The 25,472-nt window shown below is 68.3% G+C and carries 10 protein-coding genes; 4 read left to right on the top strand and 6 right to left on the bottom strand.

The features are described from left to right. Positions 1-48: 48 nt before the first annotated feature. Together JQN84_RS18905 and JQN84_RS18900 are read right to left on the bottom strand one after the other, a co-directional pair. A complete protein-coding gene (locus tag JQN84_RS18905; RefSeq protein ID WP_204959717.1) occupies positions 49-2,226 on the bottom strand; it encodes a UvrD-helicase domain-containing protein in 2,178 nt (725 codons plus the stop codon). Further along, positions 2,223-8,648 carry a DEAD/DEAH box helicase gene (locus tag JQN84_RS18900; protein WP_204959716.1) on the bottom strand — a complete coding sequence of 2,142 codons (6,426 nt, stop codon included), beginning with the start codon at positions 8,646-8,648 and terminating at the stop codon, positions 2,223-2,225. The genes JQN84_RS18905 and JQN84_RS18900 overlap by 4 nt, the downstream gene beginning before the upstream one ends. Before the next feature lie 154 nt (positions 8,649-8,802). Between JQN84_RS18900 and JQN84_RS32320 the strand changes: the two genes are divergently transcribed. The 3 genes from JQN84_RS32320 (at position 8,803) to JQN84_RS18885 (ending at position 12,661) form a co-directional block, all read left to right on the top strand. Further along, positions 8,803-11,094: a restriction system modified-DNA reader domain-containing protein gene (locus JQN84_RS32320; RefSeq protein ID WP_204959715.1), complete on the top strand. Its 2,292-nt coding sequence runs from the start codon at positions 8,803-8,805 to the stop codon at positions 11,092-11,094. Positions 11,095-11,232: 138 nt separating this feature from the next. After that, the gene (locus JQN84_RS18890) at positions 11,233-12,216 is read left to right on the top strand and encodes a hypothetical protein (protein WP_204959714.1); all 984 of its coding nucleotides are present in this window, start codon (positions 11,233-11,235) and stop codon (positions 12,214-12,216) included. Further along, a complete protein-coding gene (locus JQN84_RS18885; protein WP_204959713.1) occupies positions 12,179-12,661 on the top strand; it encodes a hypothetical protein in 483 nt (160 codons plus the stop codon). Before JQN84_RS18890 ends, JQN84_RS18885 begins: the two co-directional genes overlap by 38 nt. Positions 12,662-12,668: 7 nt before the next feature. On the opposite strand, the gene JQN84_RS18880 is transcribed toward JQN84_RS18885, so the two are convergent. Both JQN84_RS18880 and JQN84_RS18875 read right to left on the bottom strand, forming a co-directional pair. Further along, positions 12,669-15,536: a DEAD/DEAH box helicase gene (locus tag JQN84_RS18880; protein ID WP_204959712.1), complete on the bottom strand. Its 2,868-nt coding sequence runs from the start codon at positions 15,534-15,536 to the stop codon at positions 12,669-12,671. A 232-nt stretch (positions 15,537-15,768) separates the two neighbouring features. Continuing rightward, positions 15,769-16,650, bottom strand: a complete 882-nt coding sequence (locus JQN84_RS18875; RefSeq protein WP_307821317.1) for a helix-turn-helix domain-containing protein — start codon at positions 16,648-16,650, stop codon at positions 15,769-15,771. A 437-nt stretch (positions 16,651-17,087) separates the two neighbouring features. Between JQN84_RS18875 and JQN84_RS18870 the strand changes: the two genes are divergently transcribed. Next, positions 17,088-17,288: a helix-turn-helix transcriptional regulator gene (locus JQN84_RS18870; protein ID WP_307821316.1), complete on the top strand. Its 201-nt coding sequence runs from the start codon at positions 17,088-17,090 to the stop codon at positions 17,286-17,288. Positions 17,289-17,742: 454 nt separating this feature from the next. Here JQN84_RS18870 and JQN84_RS18865 read toward each other — a convergent pair whose 3' ends face one another. Continuing rightward, entirely contained in the window at positions 17,743-22,659 is a 4,917-nt protein-coding gene (locus tag JQN84_RS18865; RefSeq protein WP_204959709.1) for a DNA methyltransferase family protein, read from the bottom strand. Then, complete coding sequence (locus tag JQN84_RS18860; protein WP_204959708.1) at positions 22,656-25,457, bottom strand: helicase-related protein; 2,802 nt, start codon at positions 25,455-25,457, stop codon at positions 22,656-22,658. The genes JQN84_RS18865 and JQN84_RS18860 overlap by 4 nt, the downstream gene beginning before the upstream one ends. Positions 25,458-25,472: the final 15 nt, after the last annotated feature.

Genomic DNA, 25,472 nt, shown 5'->3' with positions numbered 1-25,472 from the left:
GGGACACTGCCATGGGGCAGTTGACTGCTCCGGATGGCCCGCCGGTGCTCACGGTTGGTGGCGTTGCACGAGACGACTGGTGAGGAAGGGGCTGGGCGTGCCATGCCAGAACACCGCCAGTTCGTCGCGCGGGCGGGTGGCGGCGACGAAGAGCAACGATCTGTCGCGTTGGCGCTCACGCTGGTAACGCTTGGGGTCGGTGTCCCGGAACCGGTTGATCATCTGGCGGGGCACGAGGCCATCCGCCACACCGGCGATGATCATTCGCTGATACTCCAGGCCCTTGAACCGGTGCATCGTGCCGACGTGGACGCCGTCGGGCTCCTTCGGGCCGTCCGGGCCGATCTCCACCACCGGCAGCCCGTCGGCCTCCAGGCTCGCGATCACCTCCGTCGCCATCTCCCGGGTGGGTACGCAGACGGCCACAGAGCCGTCGGTCGGGCGTCCCCAGTCGCGCAGCTGCTCGACGACGAGGTCCCGTTCCTGTGCCCAGGTCGTCGCACCACGGAATGTCGGCCGGCTGCCTCGGAGCAGCGACCGGTATCCCGCCAGGTCCTCCTCGCCGCCGTCGAGATCGTCGTACACCTCCCCGGTCATGATCTCCAGAGCGTCCGCCAGGATCTGCCGGGTGGTGCGGTAGCTCAGGGTGAGCCGGGACGAACGGCCCCGGATGTGGACGCCGAGGCTGCCCAGGGTGACGTGGTTGTCATAGATGCGCTGGTGGGTGTCGCCGGTCAGGAACATGTCGTCCGGGCCGGGCGCGACCATCGCCCGCAGCATCTTCCAGTGTGCGGCGCTGAGATCCTGTGCCTCGTCGACTACGACGTGACGGTAACGGGGCCGGTAGAACCCCCCGGAGGATTCGCTGGAGAGGCTGCCGGGGTGAGCCGCGGTCCGGTCCATCTCCAGACGGGCCGCCCGCTGCGCGACCTGACGCCAGGTCCACACCCCCCGGCTCTCCAACCAGTTGGTGAAGCGTTCGGTCAGCTGCCAGACCTGGTCCCGCTCGACCCGGGTGAGGCTGCGACCACGTTGGGGCCGGCGGGCCTTGAAGTAGTCGGTACGGGAGGTGAGCACCTGGCCCAGGATGACCTGCGTCCACTCGGCGGCGAGGAACTCCGCGTCCCATCCGGTTTCGCCGGTCTCGACGAGGAAGTCGGCCCACAGGTCGGGCACCTGGTTGTCGTCGACCACCCGACGGCCGCCGCCGGATTTAGCCTCGGCGACGACCCGGCTGGCGAGCCGGTCGATGTTGATGATGTCCACCCGGGACACCAGCTCCTGGCCACCCAGCGCCATCAGCCGGGTACGCAGGTCAGCGGCGAGGTTGCGGTTGAAGGTGGTGAGCAGGATCGGCTTGTCCGCGCCGGGGGGCAGCTGCCGGGCCAGGTGGGCGACCCGGTGCAGGGCGACGATGGTCTTCCCCGTGCCCGGCCCGCCGCCGACCCTGGCCGGCCCCCGGTACGGACGCTCCACCAGTTTCCGCTGGGTGGGGTGCAGGAAGATCTGCCACCGCTCGAACGCCTCACCCAGCATTGCCTGCAACGCCTCGTCGTCGGAGGTCACCTGCGTGGCCGGGCGTTCCACCGCCGTCTCGAAGTCGTCCGGGTCGATCCGGTCGTCGGCGCGTACCGGATCGGTGACCTGCCGGAGGACCTCGTCATAGGGGGTGCCGTCGAAGAGTGCGAAGAGCACGTCGGTGGTGAGCTGGGGGGCCCGGTCGAGCAACTCCAGCAGTTCCGCCTCGGCGGTGAGGTCGCGGATCTGCGGCAACAGCGGCTCGGAGACGCCGAGCTCCAGCAGTTGCCGGTCGGTGTACGCAGCGAAGAGCGGCTGCGGCGCGGTCTCCGTCTCGGGTGGTACGACCCGCCCGATGATGCTGTCACCCACCGGTCCCAGGTCGACGACCTCGATGCCGCCGGTGATCCGGTTGATCCGGTACGCGTACCGGCTGAGATCGTCGTACACCTCGCCCCGGTGCTTGACAGCGACGAGCAGGTAGTCCCGTTCGACGATGTGCAGCAGCAGCGCACGGTAGTCCTTGTTGACCCGGGCGGACATCAGCCGGGAGTCGCCGTTGAGCGCCTTCAGGTTCAGTCCGGGATTCTCCGGGTTGTGGCGGAACTTGTGCATGAACTCGTAGACCGCGCCGATATCGGCTCGGGTGAGCTTCATGACCTCCTTGTCGGCGCGGTCCAGCATGCGCAGGGTTGCCCCGTTGTTCATCGATGTTCTCCCCCGCCCGTCGCCCTGATCTGTGCCGTCAGCTCGTCCACTGCCCACTCCCGCGCGGTGCGGGCATGCCAGCCCGCCTCGGCGTACGCCCGGTCGCGGCCCTCGGTCTCCGGGTCGTCATCCCGCCCGGTGAGCACCACGGCGATGCGCTGGTCGGGCCATGCGAGCTCGGCGGGCCACCCCTGGTCGCCCAGCTCGTAGCCGACGACCGGCGCGGGCAGGTCCTGTTGGGCGAGCTGCCGCACCAGCTGGTCGAGGGTGTTCTCGTCCGGGTCCAGGAGGCGCAGGACGTCGCGCCACGGTGATTCCTCGTCGAGCGTCGCCATGTCGGCGGGCGGCTCAGTGGTGACGCCGAGCCACGTCGCTGTCTCCTCGTCGAGCGGCAGCGCGCGTCGGGCCAGGGTGAGACCGGTGCCTTCGGTGACCGCCAGCGAGGCCGGCTCGAAGGCGTCGAGGGCGGACACGGCGAGCTGGCCGGCGTCCCCGCCGCCGTTGGTCAGGAACTGGATCACGTTGCCCCAGGTGAGCCAGCCGGCCCAGCGTTCCTTGTGTACCGGGTCGGCGATCGCGCCGGGACGGTCGTCGACGAGGGTCAGGGCGGTCCAGGTGGGCAGCGGCTTGCCGCGACCGTCGATGACGAGGGTCACCGGGCAGTCGGCGTTGTCCCGGGCCCGCGCGATCATGATGTGTCGGGCGTTCGGTCCCGGCAGGGGCTCCCCGCGCAGGGCGGCCAGCACCCGCTGCGGCACCCCGCCGGAGTCGGTGGCGGTGTTCTCCCGGGCTTGTTTGAGGAGACCCGACGCGGCGGCTTCGGCCCGGCGCTGCCAGCGGATGAGATCCGGTTCGGCGAGGAACCGCATCAGCTGTTCGACAGGGTTGACCCAGACGGTCCCCTCAAGCTCGTCCGGGTCGGCGCCGGGGAGGAACTTACGGTAGTTCTCCCTGGCCGCCTGCTTGCAGACGCCGCCGTACGGGGTCCAGCGTCCCGGCCCGTCCAGGTTGCCCCAGGTCTTGACGTCGTCCCAGGTGGCGGCGAAGACGAGATATCCGTGGGCGCGCAGCCGGGCCCGTTTCTCGGCGTCGTCGGCGAGCCGGTTGTGCTGGGCGGTGGCGTGGTACTTGAAGCCGTCGAGATAGACGGCCACCTCGGGCGACGAGCCGTCCAGGCGCTTGAAGTGCACGTCGGGCCGGGTCCCCTTGACGGTGTTCTGCAACTTCATCTGCCAGTGCGTGACGTTGTGCCCGTCGGCGCTGACGAACCGCAGATCGGCGATGCGGGCACCGTCGTGGTCGGTGCGCCGCTCGATGCGCAGACCCGACCCCGGCGCGTCGCCGAGGGCCAGGAGTTTGGTGAGGAATCGCATTTCCAGCTCGCTCTCCACCTGGTGGATGAGCGAGATCTCGTCGGTGCGGGTGCCCTCCTTGACGGTCCACGTGTCGAGGAGCCGGTCCAGCATGCCCAACGCCTCGTCGCGGCTCATCAGCGCGAATTCCTCGTTGCGGGCGTACCGCAGCAGACAGCGGTGGCAGACGTCCCGGCCCTCGTGCCGGCAGACGCAGTCGGCGATCCGGGTGCGGGCCAGTTCGAGGATGCGGCGGAACTCCTCGGACCGGGCGAGCCGATGCAGGTATCCGGTGCCCTGCGGCTGGGTGTCGTAGACGACAACGAAGTTGCGGGTGCCGTCGCTCTGCCCGTCAGGCATGGTGGACGACACGACCTGCAGGTGTGCCGGGTCGCCGCCGTACTGGGCGGCGATGCCGAGGCGCACGGCGGCGGCGAAGGAAACGACGCGTTCCGCCACCACGGCCGTCGCCGCCGGGATCAGGATGCGTAGCGCCTCGGTCTCCAACTGGTGCGCCAGGATCAAATCCACGTGGGTGTCCGGCCCGGCTGGCGAGCGTCGGTACGGGCACCACGGCCGGTGGTGCTCGGCACCCTGCACCACTGTCGATCCGGATGCCTGCGCGGCGAGTTGCTGCCCCACCGCCGGTGCGCCGTCGACCGTGGTACCGCCGCAGGAGGTGCAGGTGTGGAACCGGTTGATCCGCACCTCGTCACCGGCGAAGAATTCGGCGGTCCGGTCGTAGCGCTGCGCGCCGAGGTTGAAGTGGCGGATCACCGCGTGCCGACTGTAGTCGACACCGAAGGTGTCCCGGGCATGCCGCCAGGAGGAGTCGACCCTGGCTGGGTCGATGTCGACGGCGACGGCGGTGGCGTAGAAGCGCCGCGCCCGGTCGTCGCTGTCGTCGCGGATGCGCGCGTCGTCGCGCCGGTCGCGACTGAGCACCCGGGTCGGCTGGAGGACCTGGAAGAGCCGCCCGTGGTCGGCGATGCCCGGGTCGGTGCAGCGCGGGCAGGCGCTGGTGTCCTCCTTGGCCAGGTGGGTCCGGACATAGCCGCACTGGGCGCAGACCCGCCACTGCTCGTACGCGGGCCGGTCGGCCGGGCCGACGTCGAGCCCCGAGACCTCGTGCTGGTAGCCCCGGACGTAGTAGCTGTTGCCGGGGGCGATCTCGACCAGCGCCTGCCGGGCGGGGCGGGCGTACTCGCGCAGTTCGCTGTGGAACCGACGGTCGCCGTTGGACTTGTCCTCCCAGGTCAGGGTGGCTTCCAGGTCGGTGCGGGTGTCCACGAGCGCATAGTTCGGCAACAGCCCGAACTCGACCAGGGTGCCGTGGGCCGCTGCGGCGCTGACATCACGCAACCGGCGACGGACCGCGTTCTCTTCCGCCTTCAGCATCTTGATCTCGCGGGCGTGGTCGGGGTCGCTGGACACCAGCGTCCCCCGGGCGGCGGCGAGTTCCCGCAACCGGCGTCGCAGGTCGTCCAGCCGGGACTCCCACACCTCGTCGGCTTCCTTGACCCGGTGGACGATGCCGTCCACCGCGAACTCGCGCAGCTGGTCGACAGCGGCCGGCAGGACTTTGTCACCGAAGAGTCTCAGGAACTCGCCCACCAGCCGGCCACCGTCGCGGCGACCCGCTTCGGCGAGGGCGGTCAGCCAACCGGTCGGCCCGAACAGCACGTGCGCCCGGCGGGGCATCGGCAGCACACCGGCCAGCCGACCCCGGGCGGCCAGGTCGATCAGGTGGGCGAGGTACTGGCGGCGCAGGATCTCCACGGCGGACAGGAAGCAGCCGGGCGGGACGATCTGCCCGGCGATCATGTCGCGCGGATCGGTGAGGTAGTAGCGGTCCCGCTCGGATCGTCCGACCAGGGTCAGCACCAACGCGTTACCACTCTTACGGCCGGCGCGACCGGCCCGCTGGACGTAGTTGGCCGGGCCGTGTGGCAGGGACGCCAACACCACCGCCGAGAGGGCGCCGATGTCGATGCCCATCTCCAGGGTGGGCGTGCAGGACAGCACGTTCGGGTCGGTGTAGCGCTCGCCGTCGCGGAACTGCCTCTCCACCGTCTCCCGCTGGGCCCGGGTGAGCATGCCGGTGTGTTCTCCGGTGACCACCCGGAACACCGGGCTGTCCAGGTAGAGGCGGCGGTAGTAGTCGTCGGGGGCGGTGTCGTCGGGAGCGGCCCGGAGTCGACCGCGACAGCGGTACTGGCGGCACGGCTGGTCGAGCCAGTCGGCGACCCGGTCGGGGTGCTCGGTCTGCTGCCAGTGGCAGGTGTCGCAGCCGACCCCGGCCGACGTGGCGGAGGCGTCGTCGAGTCGGGTGACCCGCAGGTGGCCGGGCATCAGGCCGTACACCGTGTTGCCGTCGTCGGTGTCGCCCACGGCGACGATGTCGGCGGCGGCGAGGGCCGGCAGCAGCCTGGCGAGGAACCCGGCGGCGTCGCCGAGGTCCAGGCCGAGGCAGCGGGACGTCCAGTCCTGGTACCAGTTGCCGCGCGCGGTGACCACGTCGAACTCGGAGCGGGACTTCGGCGTCGCGAGCAGGAACGCGGGCGCGGAGAGGCCCTTCGGGAAGGCGGGCATCCCCGCCGGCCGGCCGCCCCAGACCTGCCACCGGGTGCCGCCCCGCTTGAGGTACGGCACCAGCCACTCGTGGTAGATCGCACCCCGGGTACGCAGCCGTTCCAGTAGACCGCGCAGGAAGGCGAGGTAACGGGCGTCGTCGGGCGGTGTGCCGAGGATGCCGGCCGGGACTGTCAGGTGCACGTCCCGGCAGATCGCGGCGGCGCGGGCCGGATCGTCGAGGGCCACCTCGACGGCGACGCTGCGGGTCAGCTCCAGGGTGCGGCCCTGACGGGAACGCAGACCGGTCTCCATCACGGTGGCGAAGACGAGCCGTTCGCTGATCAGCTCCCAGGTGTCCCGGCTGCCGTTGTGCTCGCCGGCGAGCAGGCTGTCGACCCCCGGCTGGTCCTGCAGGTCCGGCGGTACGACGGTGCAGAGGATCTCCGGCTGCGCCGCGGCCTCGATCATCCGGGCGACGAGGTCGTCGAGCCCGATCGACTCTCCGGCGACGAGTCGGCTGGCGAGCAGCGAGCGCAGCGAGAACGAGTAGGACCGGTTGGCGACGAAACCGGCCCGGTGGGCGGCGTCCTGCACCGAGTCGTTGAAGAGCAGGGTCTTCTTCTCGGCCTCGTCGAGCTCACCACCGGTGAAGAGCTGGGTGATCGCCACCGAGGCGAGGGTGGCCAGACCGGCACCGAGGAAGCGGATGCCGTGGTCGAGTTCACAGGACGGGCAGCGGTCCTTCTCGGCACCGTCGGTGTCGACGATGTCGCCCAGCACGGCGATCTCGTCGTCGCTGATCTCCCGGTCCCGGTGCTCGTCGAAGGGGCGCACCCATCGGCCGTATTCCAGGACCAGCAGGCCCCGGACGCGCTGGCGTACCTCGTCGTCGGTGGCGGCGATCAGGGCGCGGATCCGGCGCTTGTCCCGACCGACGCTGGCCCGGTAGATCTTGTCCGGGTCGGTCTCCAGTTCCTGGGGATCCTTCTCCGGCGACAGCGCCATCCAGCCGGATCTGCCGCAGTGCCGGCAGTAGACCGCCGGCAGCCGGGGGTACCGGTTGTCGGCCACGACCAGGTCGGCGTCGGCGGCGTACGGGTCCAACTCGCGTGGCGCTTCGCCGTACCAGCCGAAGGTGGCCCGGTGGGAGGTGCCGCGCAGCAGCCGGGAGACGGCGCGTACCCACAGGTGGGTTTCGATGTTGAGCAGGGGTCGGCCGGGCGCTTGCGGGTTCTGTGCGACGGAGAGCAGGCCGACGAACCGAGCGAGGGCCTTCGCGGTGATCTCGGGCCGGGTCTTCATCACGCTGCCCCAGCCGGTGGCGTTCTTCCGGGGCAGCACGTCGATGATCTCGTCGAGGGTGCACGGGCGGGCCTGGAGGGAGTCGAGCACCGCCTTGGTCAGCGGATGCTGCCGCAGCAGTGCGCCGAGGCGCGGCGGGTCGTCCAGGCAGCGCTCCCCGACGATCAGCTCGGCGACCTCGGCCAGCATCCGCGGGGGGTCGCGGTCGTCGATCGCCGCCAGCTGCTCGGGGGTGGGCAGCGGCAGGCTGAAGTCCTGCCGGGCGACGAACTCGCCCGCCTCGTAGCGGTCCTCCCCCACCAGCGATCCGGCGTCGAAGGCGACGCCGAAGACCTGCTCGGCGACCTCCCGGATCGCGGTTCGGCCGTCCTGGCCGCCACCCTCGCCGAGGGTGGCGGAGGTGGCGACCGGGCAGATGGGTCCGAGCGGCCGATCCGGCTCGGCGAGGCCGAGCGCGGCGGCGAGCCGGCGCAGCAGCATCGCCACGTCGGTGCCCTGCGCGCCGTCGTAGGTGTGGAACTCGTCCAGCACCACGTACGCCGGCTCGGCGGCCTCCCACAGCGGCAGGTCGTCGTGGCGTTGCAGCAGCAGGTCCAGCATCTTGTAGTTGGTGATCAGGATGTCCGGCGGGGTGCGCCGCATCTCGGAGCGTTTGGTGAACACGTGCGCGTATTCGATGGCCGCGACGTCGCCGATGTAGAGGCCGGCGGTGACCCCGTTGAGCGCCGGATCGGTGAGTAGCTCGTTGATCCGCTGGGTCTGGTCGGTCGCGAGGGCGTTCATCGGGTAGAGCAGGATCGCCTTGATCCCGGCCCGGCCCTGCTGCTTCTGCCGCCGGCAGTGGTCGAGCACCGGGATCAGGAACGACTCCGTCTTGCCGGAGCCGGTGCCGGTGGTGATCAGGGTCGGCTCGGCCGTCCGGTTTTTCGTCGACAGCCGGGCGAACGCGTTCGCCTGGTGCAGGTAGGGGGTGAAGTCGGCCGGCGCCCAGTCCAGGCATGCTTTCCACTCCCCCACCGCCGGGCGGAAGGGGGTGCGGATCCGCAGGTACGGCCCCCGGAAGATGCCCTGCTCGGAGTGGGAGAAAAATCCGTCCAAACCTTGGCGTACGCCATCCTCGGTGAGGCCGAAGGTGGTGGTGAGGTACTGGGTGAGGGTCCGACGCAGGGTATCGGCGGCGATGGTCGGCCTCATGAGCGGATCACCCGAGGCATGCTACGTCAGCATCCACAGTGGCTGGCTACCGTCGTCTCCTTTGTGGATTTAGAGTCGGGTTCGCGACACTGCCCGATGTCGATCATCGCCTAGGCTGCGACGACCTGAAACCGAGGGACGGGGCGAATCCTCCGTGGCAGAACCAGAAGCCACCGGCGAGCACATCTGCCGCCACTGCGGCGTCATCTGCGTCTCACGCGACGGTGAGTGGATACATCCCGAGCCTTGGCGCACCTTGAAGGCACGGCGGATCTGCGATCACCCCGACTCCTTGCGATTGGCCACGCCGCAGGAGGCGAAGCGCGGTGCGATGCAATCGATCCGCCGCGATCGCTGGATACAGGAAGCGCAGCTACGACAAGGCGTCGTTCCCACCGACAGTGCGGTCGAAGTGGCCGTCGTGGGCTGGTACCAGTTGCACCCGAGCAGCAATGAACACCCTCGGGGTTGGGGTTACCTCGCCGACGACGGCCACTTCGGCTTCGGGGCGACCACGACCCATCGCCGTTTCGACGGCGATGGGGAGTTGGCGGCGGAGACAAGGGCACTCTTCTGGGCTCTGCGCCGGCTCATGCCGAGGTATCGGGTGACCGTCGTAACCGACTATCCGGCCATCGCCGACATGATCAACGCTTGGCGTCGGGGCGATCTCACCGCCGCACCACCCGGCTATGACCGCTATGATCGCCCATCCGGCCGGAAGGCCAAGCTGATGCTGCTGGCACCCCGGGTGCACGAGTACGCAGACCGGGTGACAGTACGGATAGTCGACAGCTATGAGGACACCGCAGTCGGTCGTGGAGCCAATGAGCTCTCCATCCTCGGCTGGAAGATGGGCGCCGGTGAGCTCACCAAGACATCGGCGGGCGAACGTGCCCTCACGGCCGCAAGCAGTTCCCTGCGCGTAGAGCCGATCCTGGTACCCGACACACACAGGTCCGATGACAGCGACGAGGTCGAGGATCATGACTCCCCCGTCGTCCCGCACGAACCCACCTCATCCGATGAAGGCGACAGCATGACGAACGACCCGTCCCGACAGCGCCGTCGAGAGCTCCTCATCAACGGACGCCGCGTCCGGATATCCGACCTGCTCGACGCCGGGCTACTCACTCCTGGCACCGAGCTGCGGTACCAGCAGAAAATCGGCGAACCCGCGTACAGCGCGACCGTCACTCCCCGGGGCCAGCTCCGCCTTCCGGACGGACGGGAGTTCGGCACCCCGTCCCGGGCGGCTGTGGAGGCTTCCGGTCTCGTCGCGGTGCCCGGGTGGGCGGTATGGCGGGTCCAGCCGAACGGACAGACACTGCACCAACTGCGGGTAAAGCTCCTCAAGGACGTCGCCGAAGAGGTGGAAGCGGACCACGCCGGTCCACATGAGGAGACTCAGGCGGCACGACACCGCTTCACCCTGCTGGAGGAGGCGCGAGCAGACGCCGAGGCGGGTCGGCCTCGCACCTTGACTGTCCGCGAGTTCATCAAGCACTGGGGCGTCGAGGACCGCGACCGGACGGCAAGTGTGCAGATCGACGCGGACCTGGCCAACCACGGCCTGACCACCGTTCCCGACTTCCGCACCGTGGGCCTGGACAGGACGATCCGGATCGTGGGGCTGCCCGAGGGAGACGACGCAGCCACCGTGGTCGAGCCCGGGGTCGACAGCAGCGAGTTGGTGCCGTCCGCCAGTGACGAGGAGAGCATCGACGTCGGGCTGACGCTGGGCAACCTACTGCCCGACGAGATGTCATTGACCTGGGTTCCCCCTACCGCCTCGTTCGAAGAGGCGATCACGGCAATGCAGGTGGACGACTTCTCCCAGATCGCGGTGCTGGCCGACCCGCACACACTCCACGGTGCGGTCAGTTGGGAGTCGATCGCCGCTGCCAAGCACCGTGACGCGAACGCCACCTTCAGCGACGCGATCGATCGTCGTGCAGCCACCCGGGTCTTCGACTACCACGTCCGGCTTCTCGACGTGCTTGGCACCCTCCAGCGGGATGGTTTCATCTTCGTCAGAGACGACCAGGAAGAGATCACCGGAATCATCACCGCCGCCGACGTGGTGCGGAAGTACGACGAGACCGCGACCCCCTTCTTCCTGATCGGCGAGATCGACCAAGAGTTGCGGCAACTCCTGCAGAACACGTTCGACGATGAGACCGTCAAGCAGGCATGCCGGTCGGCCGGCATGTCGTTCAAGTCGTTCGACTCGATGTCCGTGGGTCAATACCAGGCGGTGCTCAACGATCCGGACTGCTGGAAGCAGCTCGGGTGGCCGCTCGACCGGACGATCTTTATCCAGCGTCTCGACCGGCTGCGTCGGGTTCGTAACAACGTGATGCACTTCAATCCCGATCCGGTCAAACCCACGGACGTGCGCAAGCTGCGGAACTTCCTCGACCTGATTCGTCGGTACCGCGGTTGACAGCACACCGTCTCCCACTCGACTACGGAGGCGACGCGACAGCGAACGTGCGGAACCAAGCCTCACGCTATTGACGCAGGGGCATAGTTCGATCACTCTGGGTGCTTGGCGTGCGGTGCGCCGGTACCGGGGGTGGGTGTGGAGATCGATTCCCTCGTACGGGCGCTGAGCCACCAGTCCCTGCTGGCGCTGGAGTCCTCCGAGCAGCTCGTCACCGACGTGCTGCGGTATGCCCAGACCCACGCCAAGAACCGCGAGGCGTACTGGTATCACAAGCAGTTGCTCCCGGTGGACGTCGGCAGCGGCGGGCTGCGGACCAGCCCGGCGCGGGTGCTGCACGAGTTGGGCGTGGCCACCACCCTGCTGACCACGTCGCCGCTGTCGCAGGTGGCCCGGCACTGGGCCGCCGTGCGCTACTGCGCCACGCTGACCAGGACCAACCGGGGGCTTCTCGCCCTGACACCCGACGCCAACGAGGTCGTCTACCACCACAAGGTGACCCAGTCCGAGCAGTTGGGCATCGGCTTGGCCCTCGTCGTCGCCAAGCACGTGCTCCGCCGCCAGTTCCGGGGGTGGACGTTCCACGCGGTCGACGCGGAGGTGGCGTTGAAGGCCGGTTTCGTGGAGGGGGGCGGTGCGGTGGAGTCCGTCTCGCCGACCAAGAAGCGACCGGATTACATTCTGCTCGGGCACCACGCCACCAAGACCCGCCGGCGGATGAAGATCGTAATCCTGGAGTGCAAGGGCACCCACCAGCAGCCGAGTTTCATCCACGGCCAGCTCGCCCGCGCCGCCGTCCAGGTGGAGGCGCTGTCGGTGGGTGGCAGGCATCCGCCGTCCCTCATGGTCGCCTCGCACCTCACCCAGGCCGGGATCACCGCGTACGTGCTCGATCCGCCCGGGGACGACGAGCTGTGGTCCGGCGACGACGCGGAGCTGGACGGCCTGTTGAGCACCCGCCCCGAGGACAGGTCCTGGCGACCGCGCACGGCCACCCCGGATGACACCCAGGCAGCGCAGATCCCCAACCCTCCCCCCGTCGCCGGCCGGGGCGACCGGCACCGGAACCGACGCGGCCGACGACTTGCCGCCCGGCGCACCCCAGGTCTTCGACATACCTGAGCCGGAGCGTGGCTGGTTCACCCAGATCCTGACCCGCGCCGTGGCGGCCACCGCGCTGCTCTTCGCGGGGAACAGCTCCGCTGCCAGTGAGTACGCCACCCCACGGCAGCGCGGAACGGAGGAGGCCACATCCCAGCCGGGCCTGTTCGACCTGGACCCGGCATGGGCGACGAGCAGCGCGGCGACGCTTGCCCTGCCGAACGGGATCTCGGCGGAGGGGACCCGGCACCACGCGCCCCTGAGCCGGGGCCGGGTGCTTGAGGTGTTCCGTGGTGTGGAGAGCCACCTCTACCGCGAGCTGACCGACGGCCGGGTCAGCGCCTACCTGCGGGACGCCCCGACCTTCCTCCAGAGACCCCCGGCAGCGCCGGCCGACGGTGGGGTCTACTCGTACGGCACCGACGGGACCGTCCTCGTCGTCCGGGTCCTCGACGGAGCCGGATGAGCGACACCTATCGATGCCGGTCCAGGGCGAGGTCGAGACCGTCACGGAGGCCGGGTCGCGGGCGATGCCCGGACCGGGACGAGCTGTCGCAGCGCGGACAGCGGTAACCGACGGTCGGCAGACCACGTCGGCCCACCTCGAACCGGACCAGGGTACGGGCACAGCGACCGCAGTCGTCGCCGAGTTGCCCGCTGCCGGGTGCGACGCCAGGGCGTCGCCGCTGCGCCCGTCGTACCGCGTCGGCGAAGGCCGCGTGCCGGGTGCGCAGCACCACACCGGGCTCGGGACCGAGCAGGGATCCGGTCGAGGTCCAGACCACGTCGTCGATGACAGCGCCGGATTCCAGGATCGGCGTGCACGGGCGAATGTTCACGCCGCCACGTCGGGCTTCCATCGCCTCCGCCGACAGGTACCCGTCCGGGTCCGGTTCGACCCAGACCGTCACCGGTTCGGTGTCGACGTCCTGCTCGGCGATCATCTTCAGGGCCGGGATCAGCGGGTGCAACCGGACCAGTGGTGCCCGGGGCAGCCACATCTCGACCGAGGTGGCCTTCGCTAGGTCGTCGCCCAGTGGGCCGGTGACGTCTCCGGTGATCCGTCGGGTGACCGACCCGTGGTGTAGCGCCGCGTCCGGGGTGACGATCCGCCCGCGCTCCAGCAGCTTGGTGAAGAACCGCCAGACCGCGTCCCGGGTGGTGCGGTGCCGGTGCAACTGGTCCAGCGCGGCAACGACCACCAGATGGTCGCGAGCACGGCTGGCCGCCACGTTCAGCAGCCGGGCGCCGTCGCCGCCGGGCTCACCCTCGGTGAACCATCGGTGCAGCGGGCGTACGCCGAAGCCGGTGTCGACGCTGTCGTAGACGACGACGTCCCGCTCACCGCCCTGGAACCGGTGCACCGTCGAGGCGGCCCAGTCTCCCCGCTCGGATTCGGGCAGCAGCGACTGCAGGAGGCTGGCCTGCGCCGCGAAGGGCGAGATGACACCGAGGCTGGACACGTCGGCGTCCGGAACGGCAACGAGCCCGGCGACGAGTTGCGCGTGCATCAGGTTGTACCGGGAGAACATGCCCTGTTTGCGCGCTGTCCGCGCGCCGAGCCGTGAGGTGTCGAGCAGGACGAGCTCACCGGCGGCCCACTCCGCCCTGCTCCGTCGTGGCCTGGCGGGCACCGTCGGCGCGGTGACGAGCGGGCTCTCGGGGTAGAACGCCTCGCTCACCACATGGTTGATGTCCTGCCGCATGCGGTACTGCTCGGTAAGCGCCGCGAGTCGACAGCGGGACGGTCCTTCGCCCACCACGACGTCCACGCCGGCCTTCTCGAACGGGCTCTTCCGCAGCCAGTCCTGCGCGGCGGGGGTGTCGGCGACGACGACCGGCGGCAGTTGCCGGAAGTCGCCCGCGACGACGGTGTGGCCGCTGCCCGCGCCCGCGACCAGCATCGCCAGCGCCGTCGTCGTCATGCTCGCCTCGTCGAGGATCACCACGTCGAAGGTCAGCTCGCGCAGCGTCTTCAGCACCACCTGGTGCGAGGTGGCGGCCACCACCTCCGCCTCCCGGCAGACCTGCCGCCGTACGTGGTGCAGGGACTCGTCGAGTTCCCGTACCGTCGCGGTCGCCTCGGCCAGGTCCCACTCCAAGGTCAGCCGCTCGTCCTGTTCCTCTTCGGTGAGGCTCGCGTGCCGCCGTTGCAGGGCGTTGAGTCGCTGCCGCAGGTCGCGGGTCCGCTGCCCCTCGCGGACCCGCATCCGGGCCAGAACCTCACCGCGCTTCGCGGCGATCTCATCGATCAGGACATGCCCGTCAGCGCGACCGATGAGGGAGGTGTCGGAGGGCTGGCCCAGCCGGACCAGGCCACCACCGGCGAGCTCGGGAATCTGTTTGAGGACCGCCTGAACCGCGACGTCGACGGCGGCGTTGGTGGGGGCGGTGAGCAGGACCCGCAGCCCACGTATGCAGAGTTCCGCCACGAGGGTGCCGATGGTGGTGGTCTTTCCCGTGCCCGGTGGTCCCCAGAGCCAGGTGACACCGGGGGTGAGGGCGAGTTGCACGGCGTACCGCTGGCCGGCATTGAGGTGGTCGACAGCAACGGCCGGCAGGTCGTCCGGCGCGGCGGCCCGGCCGGCCGTCAACAGCGCGGCGGCGGCCTCGGCGTGGAAGCCCGGCCCGCCGTTGGCCAACTCACGAAGGCGCTTGCTCTGGAAAGAAAGCAGCCAGGAAAGGTCGCAGCGCAGCACGGCCTCCTCCGGCAGGATCGCGCCGGGCGGCACCGACAGGGTCACCACGTTACCGAAGACCGACACCACTTCGACGTCGATCGGCGTACCCTCGACTACCAGTGTCGCCTGGGTTCCCTCGGACACTCCGAGGTCACCCTCAGCCTCGAACCGCATGAGGCGCTGGGCAGCTGACTCCGCGACCACGGAGCCACCGCTGACCGGCACGTCCTGCAGGGTCCGCCGGTCGGTGACGGCGCGGAGTTCCTCCTGTAATGCCCGCCCGGCCTGCGCGGCGATCTGTGGCCAGTCGGCGGGCACCGGCCCGGCCGGCGGGGTCGGCTCGTCCATCGAAATGCCGATGGAGGACGCGAGTTGACGCACCTCGGCGGCTGCCCGCTGGGCGGCCGGCGGGCGCGGCGGGCGTCGGCGGGGAGTTGCCTCCGCCCTTCCGGTCACCGGGGAGGCCCACCCACGCGGCACCCAGACGTCGTCCTGGAGGTCAGCGAGTCCGTGTGTGGCGCACACGATGAAGAGACCCGTGCTGTCGGTACGCAGCCCCGCCTGCCGCAGCGCCGTCAGCAGATCCTCCTGCGGCATCGGCCCCTGCGACAACGCCTGTTGCACGACCTTGATGACCTTGCGCTCCATACCGATCGCCATCCGACCCCCGTCGCCCGCGGTTCCGGCGGCGGCCCCGCGCCGTGGCAGAGGCCGCATCGCTGCGCCCACCTGACGCAGATCCCAACGGGTAGTGTCGACAACCCTAGATGCGAGAGCGGTACGGGTGGTTGGTCCGACCGGACACGATTGCCGGCCCGACCGTGGACCAACATGACCCGTCGCGGGCTGTCCACTTCAGACTATGCTCGCCCGGATCAGTCGAACCCCCGGTTCAGCATCGTCTGACCCCTGACGCGGCTCCGCCCTGGTGGACCTCGGCGCTGATCGTCTCGATCAGCCGGCGGGACTCGTCGTGGCCCAGGGCCACCGCGTCCAGACCCGCCCACGCCTGCTCGTACTCGGCCGCCTCCGACTCCCGGTCAAGATAGAGCGCCCCGGTCAAGAACTCGCGGTAGACCACCGGCGGGTCGGGCTCCACCCGGCTCACCGGCGGGAAGTCGAGCAGCATGAACGGGCCAGCCAGGGCGGCCCGGTAGCTCCCCACGGCGAGTGGCACCACCCGCAGCGACACCTGCGGTAGGTGACTCGCCTCCACCAGGTGCCGCAACTGCGCGACCATCACCCCCGGATCCCCGACGGCACGCAGCAGCACCGCCTCGGCCAGCACCACCTCCAACCGCGGTGCCGCCGGCAGCCGCCGCAGCACGCGCTGCCGCCGCAGGCGTACCTCGATCAGGCGGTCCCGGTCCGCCTCGGTGAGATCGGCCCGTTGCCGGCAGACGGCCGTCGCGTACTCCCGGGTCTGTAGCAGCACGGGGATCATCCCGTCGGCGTACTCGCGGAGGCGGCGGGCCTCGGCGGCCAGGCTGACGTACGGCTCGCACCAGCGGGGCAGCGGATCGCCGTACGCATGCCACCAGCCCTTCGCCTGCGTCTGCCCGGCGAGGGTGACCAGCGCGGCGGTCAGCTCGGGCCGCGCAGCGTAACGCTCGCACATGACCCGCACGTCGCTACGGCTCACGGCGGACCGACCCGCCTCGATCTGCCACAGCTTGCGCCGGCTGAACTGCAACACCTCCGCCGCGCCGTCCACCGTCATCCCCGCCTCGGCCCGCAACTGTCCCAACACCCGCCCGAGGTGCCGACGCGGCACCGACGACCCATCGTCAACCAACGGCCCGCCGCCCTTCACCCGGCCCGCTCCCCCGCCGCCCGTGGCACCCACCCGACGGCAGCAGCGCTTAACGGCCCGCCCGCTGGTTCCGCGCCACCCCCACCCGCCGAACGCCCCGCCCGGACCGCACCACACCGCCACCCCGCGAGGCCCCAGGCTCATCGGGTACGCCCACCAGCCCGCCCGGAGGCAGCGAACGCCCCGACCCACCCCTCTCCGATACGGCCCTCCCCACCAGGTCAACGCCTGCCCGCCCCACCCGCAAGAACCACTTCCACCGCCGACTCATGACCCCTCCCCTGTCTCGGACCACCCAGTGAGTGAACAGGTGCACAGCTTACACGCTTATAAGCATCTGCACAGTGCTATCGCTCAGGAAGCACATGTTCAGTTCGGGTGCTCCTAGCGTTGATCCTGTGGGAAAGCTCCGGCTGGTAGCGAGCCAAGAGGTGCAGGAGATGCTTGGCGTCTCCCGCACACGCGCCTACCAGATCACCAACTCGAAGTCGTTTCCCGATCCGGCGGCCGTCCTGTCGGTCGGACGCATCTGGCGGGCAGAAGACGTCGAGCGGTGGATCAAAGACCACCGGCCGGACCTTCACGATGCGGAAGCATAGGCTCCCCAAGACCAACCGCGACTATCTCAGCTGCCCGACTATCGGGATTCAGTCAGCTTAGGTCTGCAGGAATCAACGCATAGATGAAGAACTAAAGCAAGCGCGCACTCTTGAGGCAGAGAGGCATGAGAGTATCAGCACCAGAATGAGCAAATTCCCGCAAAATCGATAGGCAGACGTCCGCTATCACGGTTCGGAAATTCGACCTAAACTGCCACTGGATACGCTAGAGATAGTCTGGATCTTCCATATCGATCGTCTAGCAACTATCACAAATCTCCTTCTGTCGTCAACGAAGGAGGCGGCAACAGCAGCTCCAATGCTCGCCACAACAGAGAGAAATCGCCACAGTGGCTCAGATAGTAACGATCAGGGATCCAAACGAATTAACCGCGTCGAGCTCTCTTGTCGACGACTCATGTCAGAATCGGGGCGCGCGCCATAGATCAACGCCTTACCCCTCCCACCACCCCGCATCAACCGCTACCCGGAGCCGTTCGCTGAAAACAGAATGCGCTAGCCGATACTCACTTTCACGATCCGCCTTATAGAAGGGGCCCATATACCCCACCGGCACCGGATTTTTATCAGGGGTCTCAATATGTGCCATCAGTTGCTCATAATGCTGCCGCTCCTGCCCGAACCCGAACGTATAGGAGTCCGCCGCCAACTTGCGTCCAGATCGGTCGAACCACATCTGCTCTTCTCGCTCAACTAGCGTGAAATATCGAGAGCGCAGCATTGCCAATAGTTCTTCAATTCCAATTCCGAGCCAGACCGCTACAAGAGCGTCGATTTCCACTAGCGCCAGCCGCCGCTCACACTCTGTTCTAAGAGGCGTCCCAGGATGCCATTCTGGCTTGACTCGGCCGAGAGCTTGTTTCTCCAGCGGGCCACTCACCCATTGCTCTTCCATCCAGAGCGGATCGTACAACTCGCCCCACAAGGCTTCAAAGGCAGCGGTCAGACAGTTGAGCCTAAGTGTCCTTAGTAGAAGACTAGCAGCCAGAGGATGATCTTCTCGCGCCAGAGGCATTGTGCGACAGTCCAACGCTGTCAGATCCGACCGGCCAGTAATCCGAAGCAGGTAGTCAAGCGGTAGAGCTGCGAAGAAACCAGCAGCTAAAGAGGTAGACTTGTTAGTAGGAAATGCAAGGCTTTGTACCGCATGGACGTGCGTCGGTCCAGGTGGAAGGAGCGATGCGAATAGCGATCTCTCCATGTTGAAGGCAATCATTCGCCGCCAGGCCAATCGATAGTAGTCGGAGTAGCGGCTGCCGCTCCACACATCCTGACCTTTGCGACTTTCTAGCTCATCAGCAGAGAGCACATAGTTAGCGGCTGGGACGAAGTGGGACGACATAGCAGATAAATTGACCAAAACCCAGTCGTGGTTATTCCTGTAAGGAACCTTCGGCTCCTTAGCGAAAGGAGTTGCGATACCAAAGTGCGGACCCTGAAAAACAATCCCGTCGAGGCCGAGCGATGCTCCTGGTTCCCAGCTGATCATACCCTCCTTCTTGGCATTCGCCTCATCGTATCCACGGCTAACGAAATAGCTCTCAGATCCCATCCGACGTTCTACCAGAGACAACGCGGCGATAGCCCTTTCCTCCGCCACGGTGATAGGTTGGAGTAATGGCGATCGGCAGGGCGGCTCGTCGTCACCAGCACCTCGGAGACGCTGCCAAACCTGCAAGACCCCCTCATCTACGTATAGAACTCTAGCCTTGTGCGGCCGATTGTCCCACGACCCACCGTAGCGCTGGCTAGGGATCGGACCTTCGCCGGAATGGTTAAGTGACTCGATCAAGACCGAGGCAGCGTATAGACGACTTAGGTGACTGAACCCAATCGACTTTCGCCGACCGTAGATATGCAAACCGAACTCGATATTTCTGTTCGCATCGGCAAATGCCCAGTTTGCGCCATTAACAAACCCGGCGTGAACCCGAAGATGATGGTAAGAAGTTTCTCGCAGAGCCGCTTCCTTCGCACCTGCGAAATGGGTGTCAGGGTGGACCAGCCCAGCAATTCCAATCACCCCGAGGTGCGCCCAAACCTGGCACATCATTGCGCGATAAAGATTAGGGCGAGTACCTGAAATTAACGGATAAACCGTCCCATGCGCTAGAAAATCTGCTGTAGCAGAGTTGCCAGTCAACTCTCCCAAAAAACCTAGCTTAACGAAATCCGATTCGAGTGATTCCTTCTTTCGACTTCGCCACTCCTCCATAGGAGCCCGTTCTGCAAGTCGGAACCATGGGTCATTCTCTGCTAGAACTTCATCTTCTTTCCAATCTGGTCTAACCCAGGGCGGATTACCTACTTGCAGGTCGAAACCGCCTCTTGTGAACGCTTGGACGAAGGTAAGTTCCCAGTGAAAGAAGCCCTGCTCCTCGGCAACGCATTCGGTAATGAGGAGCCAGGGAAAGCGATCGGAGAGCTTCCAGGGGGAGTCGACGCCGATGACGCCGTCTAGTTTCTGTTCGAGGTCGCTTATCTCGGCGAGGCTGGTGAGGCTGCGGCCGTAGAAGGCTGCGGTAGCGGCGTCGGCGTCCTTGCGGCCGATCAGCGCTTCGGCGAACGTCAGCCACTCGTCCAGGTTGGTTAGTGGGACCTGTTGGCGGAGGTGTTCGGCCACCGTCATCCGCCGGGTGCCGGTTGCCTTAGTCGGCAGCATCGTCTGCTGCGGCTGTACGTTGCCGAAGAAGTCCGCCGTCTCATAGACCACCTGGTCGTCGTACGACGGCTCGTCCTTGACGTGGGTGACCTGGACGGGCGCGGACGGGTAGGCGGGGTCGGTGCCGTCGAGGAGGCCGACCTTGTCCAGCGGCCAGAACCAGAGCGCGCACCAGACGTCCATCAGCGTCTTGAGCCGCCAGTACGGCGTGCCGGGCGCGGTCAGGTCGGCCAGGATCTCGTCCCGGGGCACCGCCTCGGTGACCGGCGGCAGGTCGTCGGCCCCCCACACCGGGATGTGCCGGCGGATCTCCCGCTCGGAGATGTCGAGGCGCTGCTGCACCAGTCCCCACAGGAACTCCACCCGCCGGGCCAGCCCCTGCAAACGCTTGACCTGCGAGTTCTTGCCCTTGGCGGACGGCATGCGCTTCATCGCCGTCCGCCAGGCTTTGAGTTTGGCGGTTTCGGCCGGCGCCAACTCGCGGGCCTCCTTCTCGCCCGCGACCGCGCCCCAGCCGTCGGCGGGGAGCAGGAAGTGGTGGATGGTGTCGGGGTCGATCGGGCCGTCCCGGAAGGGTTTCTCGGCCGGTGCGGTGGTCAGCCACGACTTGTCGGCGAGCTGCGCCGGGGTGTAGGTCTTGCGCCCGCAGCCGATGAGCGAGTTGCCGCGTTGCAGGTGCAGGCCGAACCATGGCGCTTGCAGGCCGGCGTGCATGACGTTGAGCCAGAGCGACACGTCGGCCAGCTCGACGGCGGTGCGGTTGAGGTCGACGCCATAGCTGTTGTGCAGCGCGATGTAGGCCTTCACCCGCTGGAGTTCGAGGTGGTATTGCTCTGGTTCCAGGTCGACCTGCAACTCGCGGGCGCGGCGGCGCAGGTATTCGGCGGCGACCTGGTTGATCGCCTCGTTGAGGAACGCACCGGAGCCGAGCGCCGGCTCACAGATCGTCCAGTCCAGCAGCTCCCGGGCCGGGGTGACGGTGCCGTCCTGGTCGAGCCGGTATTTCAGGGCGAGCTGGACGGTGACCTCGGTCAACGACTGCGGCGTGTAGTAGGAGGCGCTGGTCTGCCGGTCCCGGCCGGCGAGCCGGTAGACGAACTGGCCGGGCTGGTAGCGGACCTGGCTCCGCACCCCCGTGTACGGGTCCTCCTTGTAGACGAAGACGTCGTCGTCGTAGTCGTCATGCTTGGATGCCGGGATCATCCACGAGCCGTCCTTCGGGTCGCCGTTCTTGGCGACCTCGTAGAGCTGCTCGGTGGCGACGAACCCGGAGTACGACATCAGCCCCTCGTAGACCGCGCCGAGCTGGTTGATGCCGAGCTGCGCGTACGAGATGAAACCGCCGCGCCGCCGCTTGCCGCCCCGGGTGAGCATCAGCCGGCGCAGCACCTCGTAGAGGACCTTGTTGCGCAGCCGGGTGTCGATCTTCGGGCCGTGGTCGTCGTCGGGGTCACTGCCCGGCTCGGGGATCAGCCGGCCGATGAGCCTGGTCCGCTCCGGCAGGAACAGGTCCGACTTCATCGGCTCGAACCGCAGCCCCTCCCCCTCGCTGGCCTGGTCGTCGACCACCACACCGCCGCGCGGCCGGTGCCCGTCGTTGACCATGCGGAACAGCAGGTCCAGCGACTCGTAGAGGTGGTAGCCGCCCTCGCCGGAGGGGGCCAACCGGCGGGACACCAGGTCACCGAGGCGGGCCAGGCTGTACCCCTCGACGTACTGCGGATCGTTGACCGGCAGCACCCCCAGCTCCGGCCGGGCCTCGGCATAGAGCAGGAACAGGATCCGGTAGAGGTACCGCAGCGCCTCCCGGCCGAGTTCCCTGGCCAGCTCGTCGAGGTCCATCACGTCCTGCGGCGGGAAGCCGGCCCGGCGGATCTGGTCCAGCACCTCGTTGGCGATGAGTTCGACGGAGACCTTCAGGCCCTCGCGGAGTTCGCTGGACACCCCGACGGCGTGCTGCCGGGAGCCGGCGACCAGCTCGGCGAGGGGTTCGGTGCCGCCCTCGGCGGGCGGGCGCAGCGAATCCGCGCCGAACAACGCGGCGACGACGTCGAGCTCCCGCTCGTCGTTGCGGGCGTACGCGGTGTCGAGGCTGACCGCCAGGTAACGGCCCTCACCCCAGGCGGTACGGTCGGCGAGGGTGAGCACACCACCGCTGAGGATCAGCACGTACCGGGGCTTCGGGCTGTCGGCGGCGAACAGCAGCGACGCGAGCTTCGCACCCGTGGCAATGGTCTCGGTGCCCGACAGGGTGAGCGGGTCGAGCAGCCGGCCGGCGTCGTCCGGGTCCTGCGCGGCCTCGGTGTCGACCGCCCACCCGCAGTCCAGCGCGACGATGCCGTGCGCAGTGGTCAACTCGGCGTGCGCCACCACCACCTCGTGCTCCTGGCCGGAGCGTTCGACGGTGATGGTCTGCGGCTGCGGGTCGAACCCGAGGGCCTTGAGCACCTCGTGGTGGTGTTTACGCAGCCGCTCCGGGTCGAACAGGTCGACGTCGGTCAGCTCGGTCTTGGCGTCGAAGAACTGCCGGCGGATGCCGCGCAGCCCGGCGCGCGGGGTGACCCGCCCGGACTTCTCGTCCTCGGCCCACTTCTTGAGCAGCCCGCCCTTGAGGGTGCTGGGCAGGATCTCGGCGAGGTAGTGCGCGGAGAGGTACTCGCCGCGGTTGGTCAGCGACTCGAAACTCATGCGGCACTCCCCTGCGACGGTACGAGGACGGCGAGCACCCGCAGCAGCGGATCGCCGGTGGTTTCCAGCCGGTCAAGCAGGTCGTGCTGCTCCTTGACGGTGGTGTCGATACGGCGGCGACGTTTCTCCCGGTGCACGCCGGGCAACTCGTCGAGCAGGCTGGTCTGCTCGAAGGTCTCCAACTGCCGACGGTGCCGGCGCAGCGGTTCGGCGTTCGCCTCGGCCCAGTCGGCGCGCTTGCCCTCGAGGTGCTGCCGGGCGGCGCGGACGGCCGCCGGCAGCAGCGCCTGCAACGGGTCGACCGCGATGGCCTCGGCGCGGTTGACCATCGTCGGGCCGACGTTGGCCTCGCGCAACACCTCGTCCATCGGTCGGATCGTCGGCGACGCGGGCAGGTCGGTCACCGCCATCCACTGCACGACGGTGGGTTGGCCGAGGCGGTTGGCGTAGACGCCCTGGATCAGGAACGTCGGTGCGGCGACGTCGGCGGTGAGCACCGGGGCCTGCTGGCGGCCCAACCGGATCAGCACCTTGTCGACCAGCCAGTCGACCATCGGGTGCACGTCGCTGAGGAAGGCGATCTCCGGCCAGGTCGGGGTCCTGCTCTGCCGGGCCTGGTCGAGCTTGCGTTGGGCCAGCGGGCGGTCGAAGGTGACCTTCAACCGCAGGTCCTCGCCCTCGCGGTGGGCACGCAGGTAGGAGCGGGGCAGGTCGGTGAGCCGGTGCACCAGGTCGTCGGGGGCGAGGAAGGTGAACAGTTCGTCCTCGCGGCGCAGGTCGAGGTGGTCCTCGGGGCGGTCGTCGTAGATCTCGGCGAGAGCCGCGTCGACGAAGTCCCGGGTCGAGTCGAACAGCTTCGGCACCCGGGCGCGGGGGATGTCCGCCGCCTCGGGGGCCGTGCCTACCTCGCCGAACAGGTCGGCCATCACGTCGATCTCGGCGTGTGCGGCGTCGTAGGACTCGTCCACCGTCTTTCCGGCGAGCAGGTCCCGGACCAGGCGGTCCTCCTCGGCCTTGGGGTCGTACCGGCCGGTGACCGCCTCCACGCTGCCGAGGCTGCGGTGGGCGGTCTCCTCCCGCCGCAGCAGCTTCTCGGCGACCGTCCGGTCGTCCTTGGCGTCCGGGCGGGCGGAGGTGAGGATCAGCGCCCGGAACTGCGGCTGGTGCTGCTGCCCGTAGCGGTCGACCCGACCGTTGCGCTGCTCGATGCGGATCAGACTCCACGGGATGTCGTAGTGGAACAGGTGGTGGCACTGCCGGTGCAGGTTGACTCCCTCGGAGGCGACGTCCCCGGTGAGCAGCAGCCGGACCTCGCTGCCGGCGAGCTCGAACTCCTGCAGGATCCGCTGCTCGTCCTTGTCGGCCACCCCGCCGTGCAGCACCCGGATGGCGGTCGGCTTGAGGCCGAGCATCCCGGGGACGACGTCGGCGAGCCATGTGATGGTCGGTACCCGTTCGGAGAAGACCACCGCCCGGGTGTCACTGCCCCGGCCGACCCCGATCTCCCGCAGCGCGTCGACCAGCCGGCGCAGCTTGCTGGAGTCCTGGTCGGTCATCGCCGTGGTCAGCTCCGCGAGCCGGTCCAGCGCCGCCCGCTCGGTGCCGGTGGCCTTCTTCCGCCGGTTGGTCACCGTCTCGTGCAGCGCCCGGTGCGACGACAGGAACGACTTCAACAGCGTGTACGGAAAGAGCCGGTCCTGACCGGTGATCGCCTTGTCGGTCCACCTGCCGGCCAACCACACGTCGGTCAGCTCGTCGAAGATCCGCTCCTCGATCGGGCTCGCCGGGCAGTGCAGGGCCTGCGACGGTCCCCGGTCGGCCCACTTGTCGCCGATCTGGTCGCGCACCTCCGGGCTGATCTTGGTGCGGCGCAGGTAGAGGTGCGCGATGTCGCTGGCCTGGTAGTCCTTCTCGTTGGCGATCGCCGCCGGGTCGAGCAACGAGATCAACCGGGCGAAGGACTCCTTGTCGCCGTTGTGCGGAGTGGCGCTGGCCAGCAGCAACGCGTCGGTCTTGGCGGCCAGCCGACGGGCCAGCTCGTTGCGCTGGGTGCCCTTGTTGATCAGGTTGTGCGATTCGTCGATGACCACGGCGTCCCAGGTGGTGGCCTCCAGGTGGTGCCCGAACTGGCCGGCGTCCTTGAGGGTGTCCACCGAGATGATGGCCCGCTTGAAGTAGGTGAACGGATTGCGCCCGGCGGGGATCTCCTGCTGGATCCGCTGGATGCCTGTCGAGTCGAGCCGGACCAACGGGATCGCGAACCGGGTCCACAGTTCCCGCTGGAACTGTTCCAGAACCTGCTGCGGTGACACCACCAGGATGCGGTCGCCCCGGCCCCGGCGGATCAACTCGGCGAGGATCAGCCCGATCTCCAGCGTCTTGCCCAACCCCACCACGTCAGCGAGCAGGATCCGGGGCCGCAGCCCGGACAACGCCAGCTCGACGGGCCGTTGCTGGTAGGGCAGCGGGTCCAACAGGAACCGGTCGGCCAGCGCCAACCCCCGCTCGGTACGCGGCAACGGCGTACGCCGTAGCACCGCCTCCAGGAAGAGCCGGCTCTGCCGGAACCGCGACGAGGCGTCCTGGACGAGCACCGTGTCCTCGGGCACCAACGGGGTGATGTCTTCGAGCGCGGTGAAGAAGGTCGCCTCGATGTCCTGCACGAACTCGGACACGCCGACGGCCTTCACCATCGTGCCGTCCGCGGTGCCGGTCCTGACGCTGCGGACCAGCCACTCCTCGTCCCGCACGACGATGCGGGAACCCGGGGCGAAGGTGGTGGCCTGGGGGGTGGTCATCGGGGTGGAGCCTTC

Source organism: Micromonospora humidisoli, from assembly GCF_016900955.1.
Lineage (GTDB): Bacteria > Actinomycetota > Actinomycetes > Mycobacteriales > Micromonosporaceae > Micromonospora > Micromonospora wenchangensis.
Note: the sequence above shows the minus strand (reverse complement) of the source record. Positions and strands in the feature narration are given on the sequence as shown.

Coding starts and splice junctions, on each gene's coding strand:
- JQN84_RS18860 (WP_204959708.1), bottom strand. CDS start 25,457: ATGACCACCCCCCAGGCCACCACCTTCGCCCCGGGTTCCCGCATCGTC.
- JQN84_RS18900 (WP_204959716.1), bottom strand. CDS start 8,648: ATGAGGCCGACCATCGCCGCCGATACCCTGCGTCGGACCCTCACCCAG.
- JQN84_RS18905 (WP_204959717.1), bottom strand. CDS start 2,226: ATGAACAACGGGGCAACCCTGCGCATGCTGGACCGCGCCGACAAGGAG.
- JQN84_RS18865 (WP_204959709.1), bottom strand. CDS start 22,659: ATGAGTTTCGAGTCGCTGACCAACCGCGGCGAGTACCTCTCCGCGCAC.
- JQN84_RS18880 (WP_204959712.1), bottom strand. CDS start 15,536: ATGGCGATCGGTATGGAGCGCAAGGTCATCAAGGTCGTGCAACAGGCG.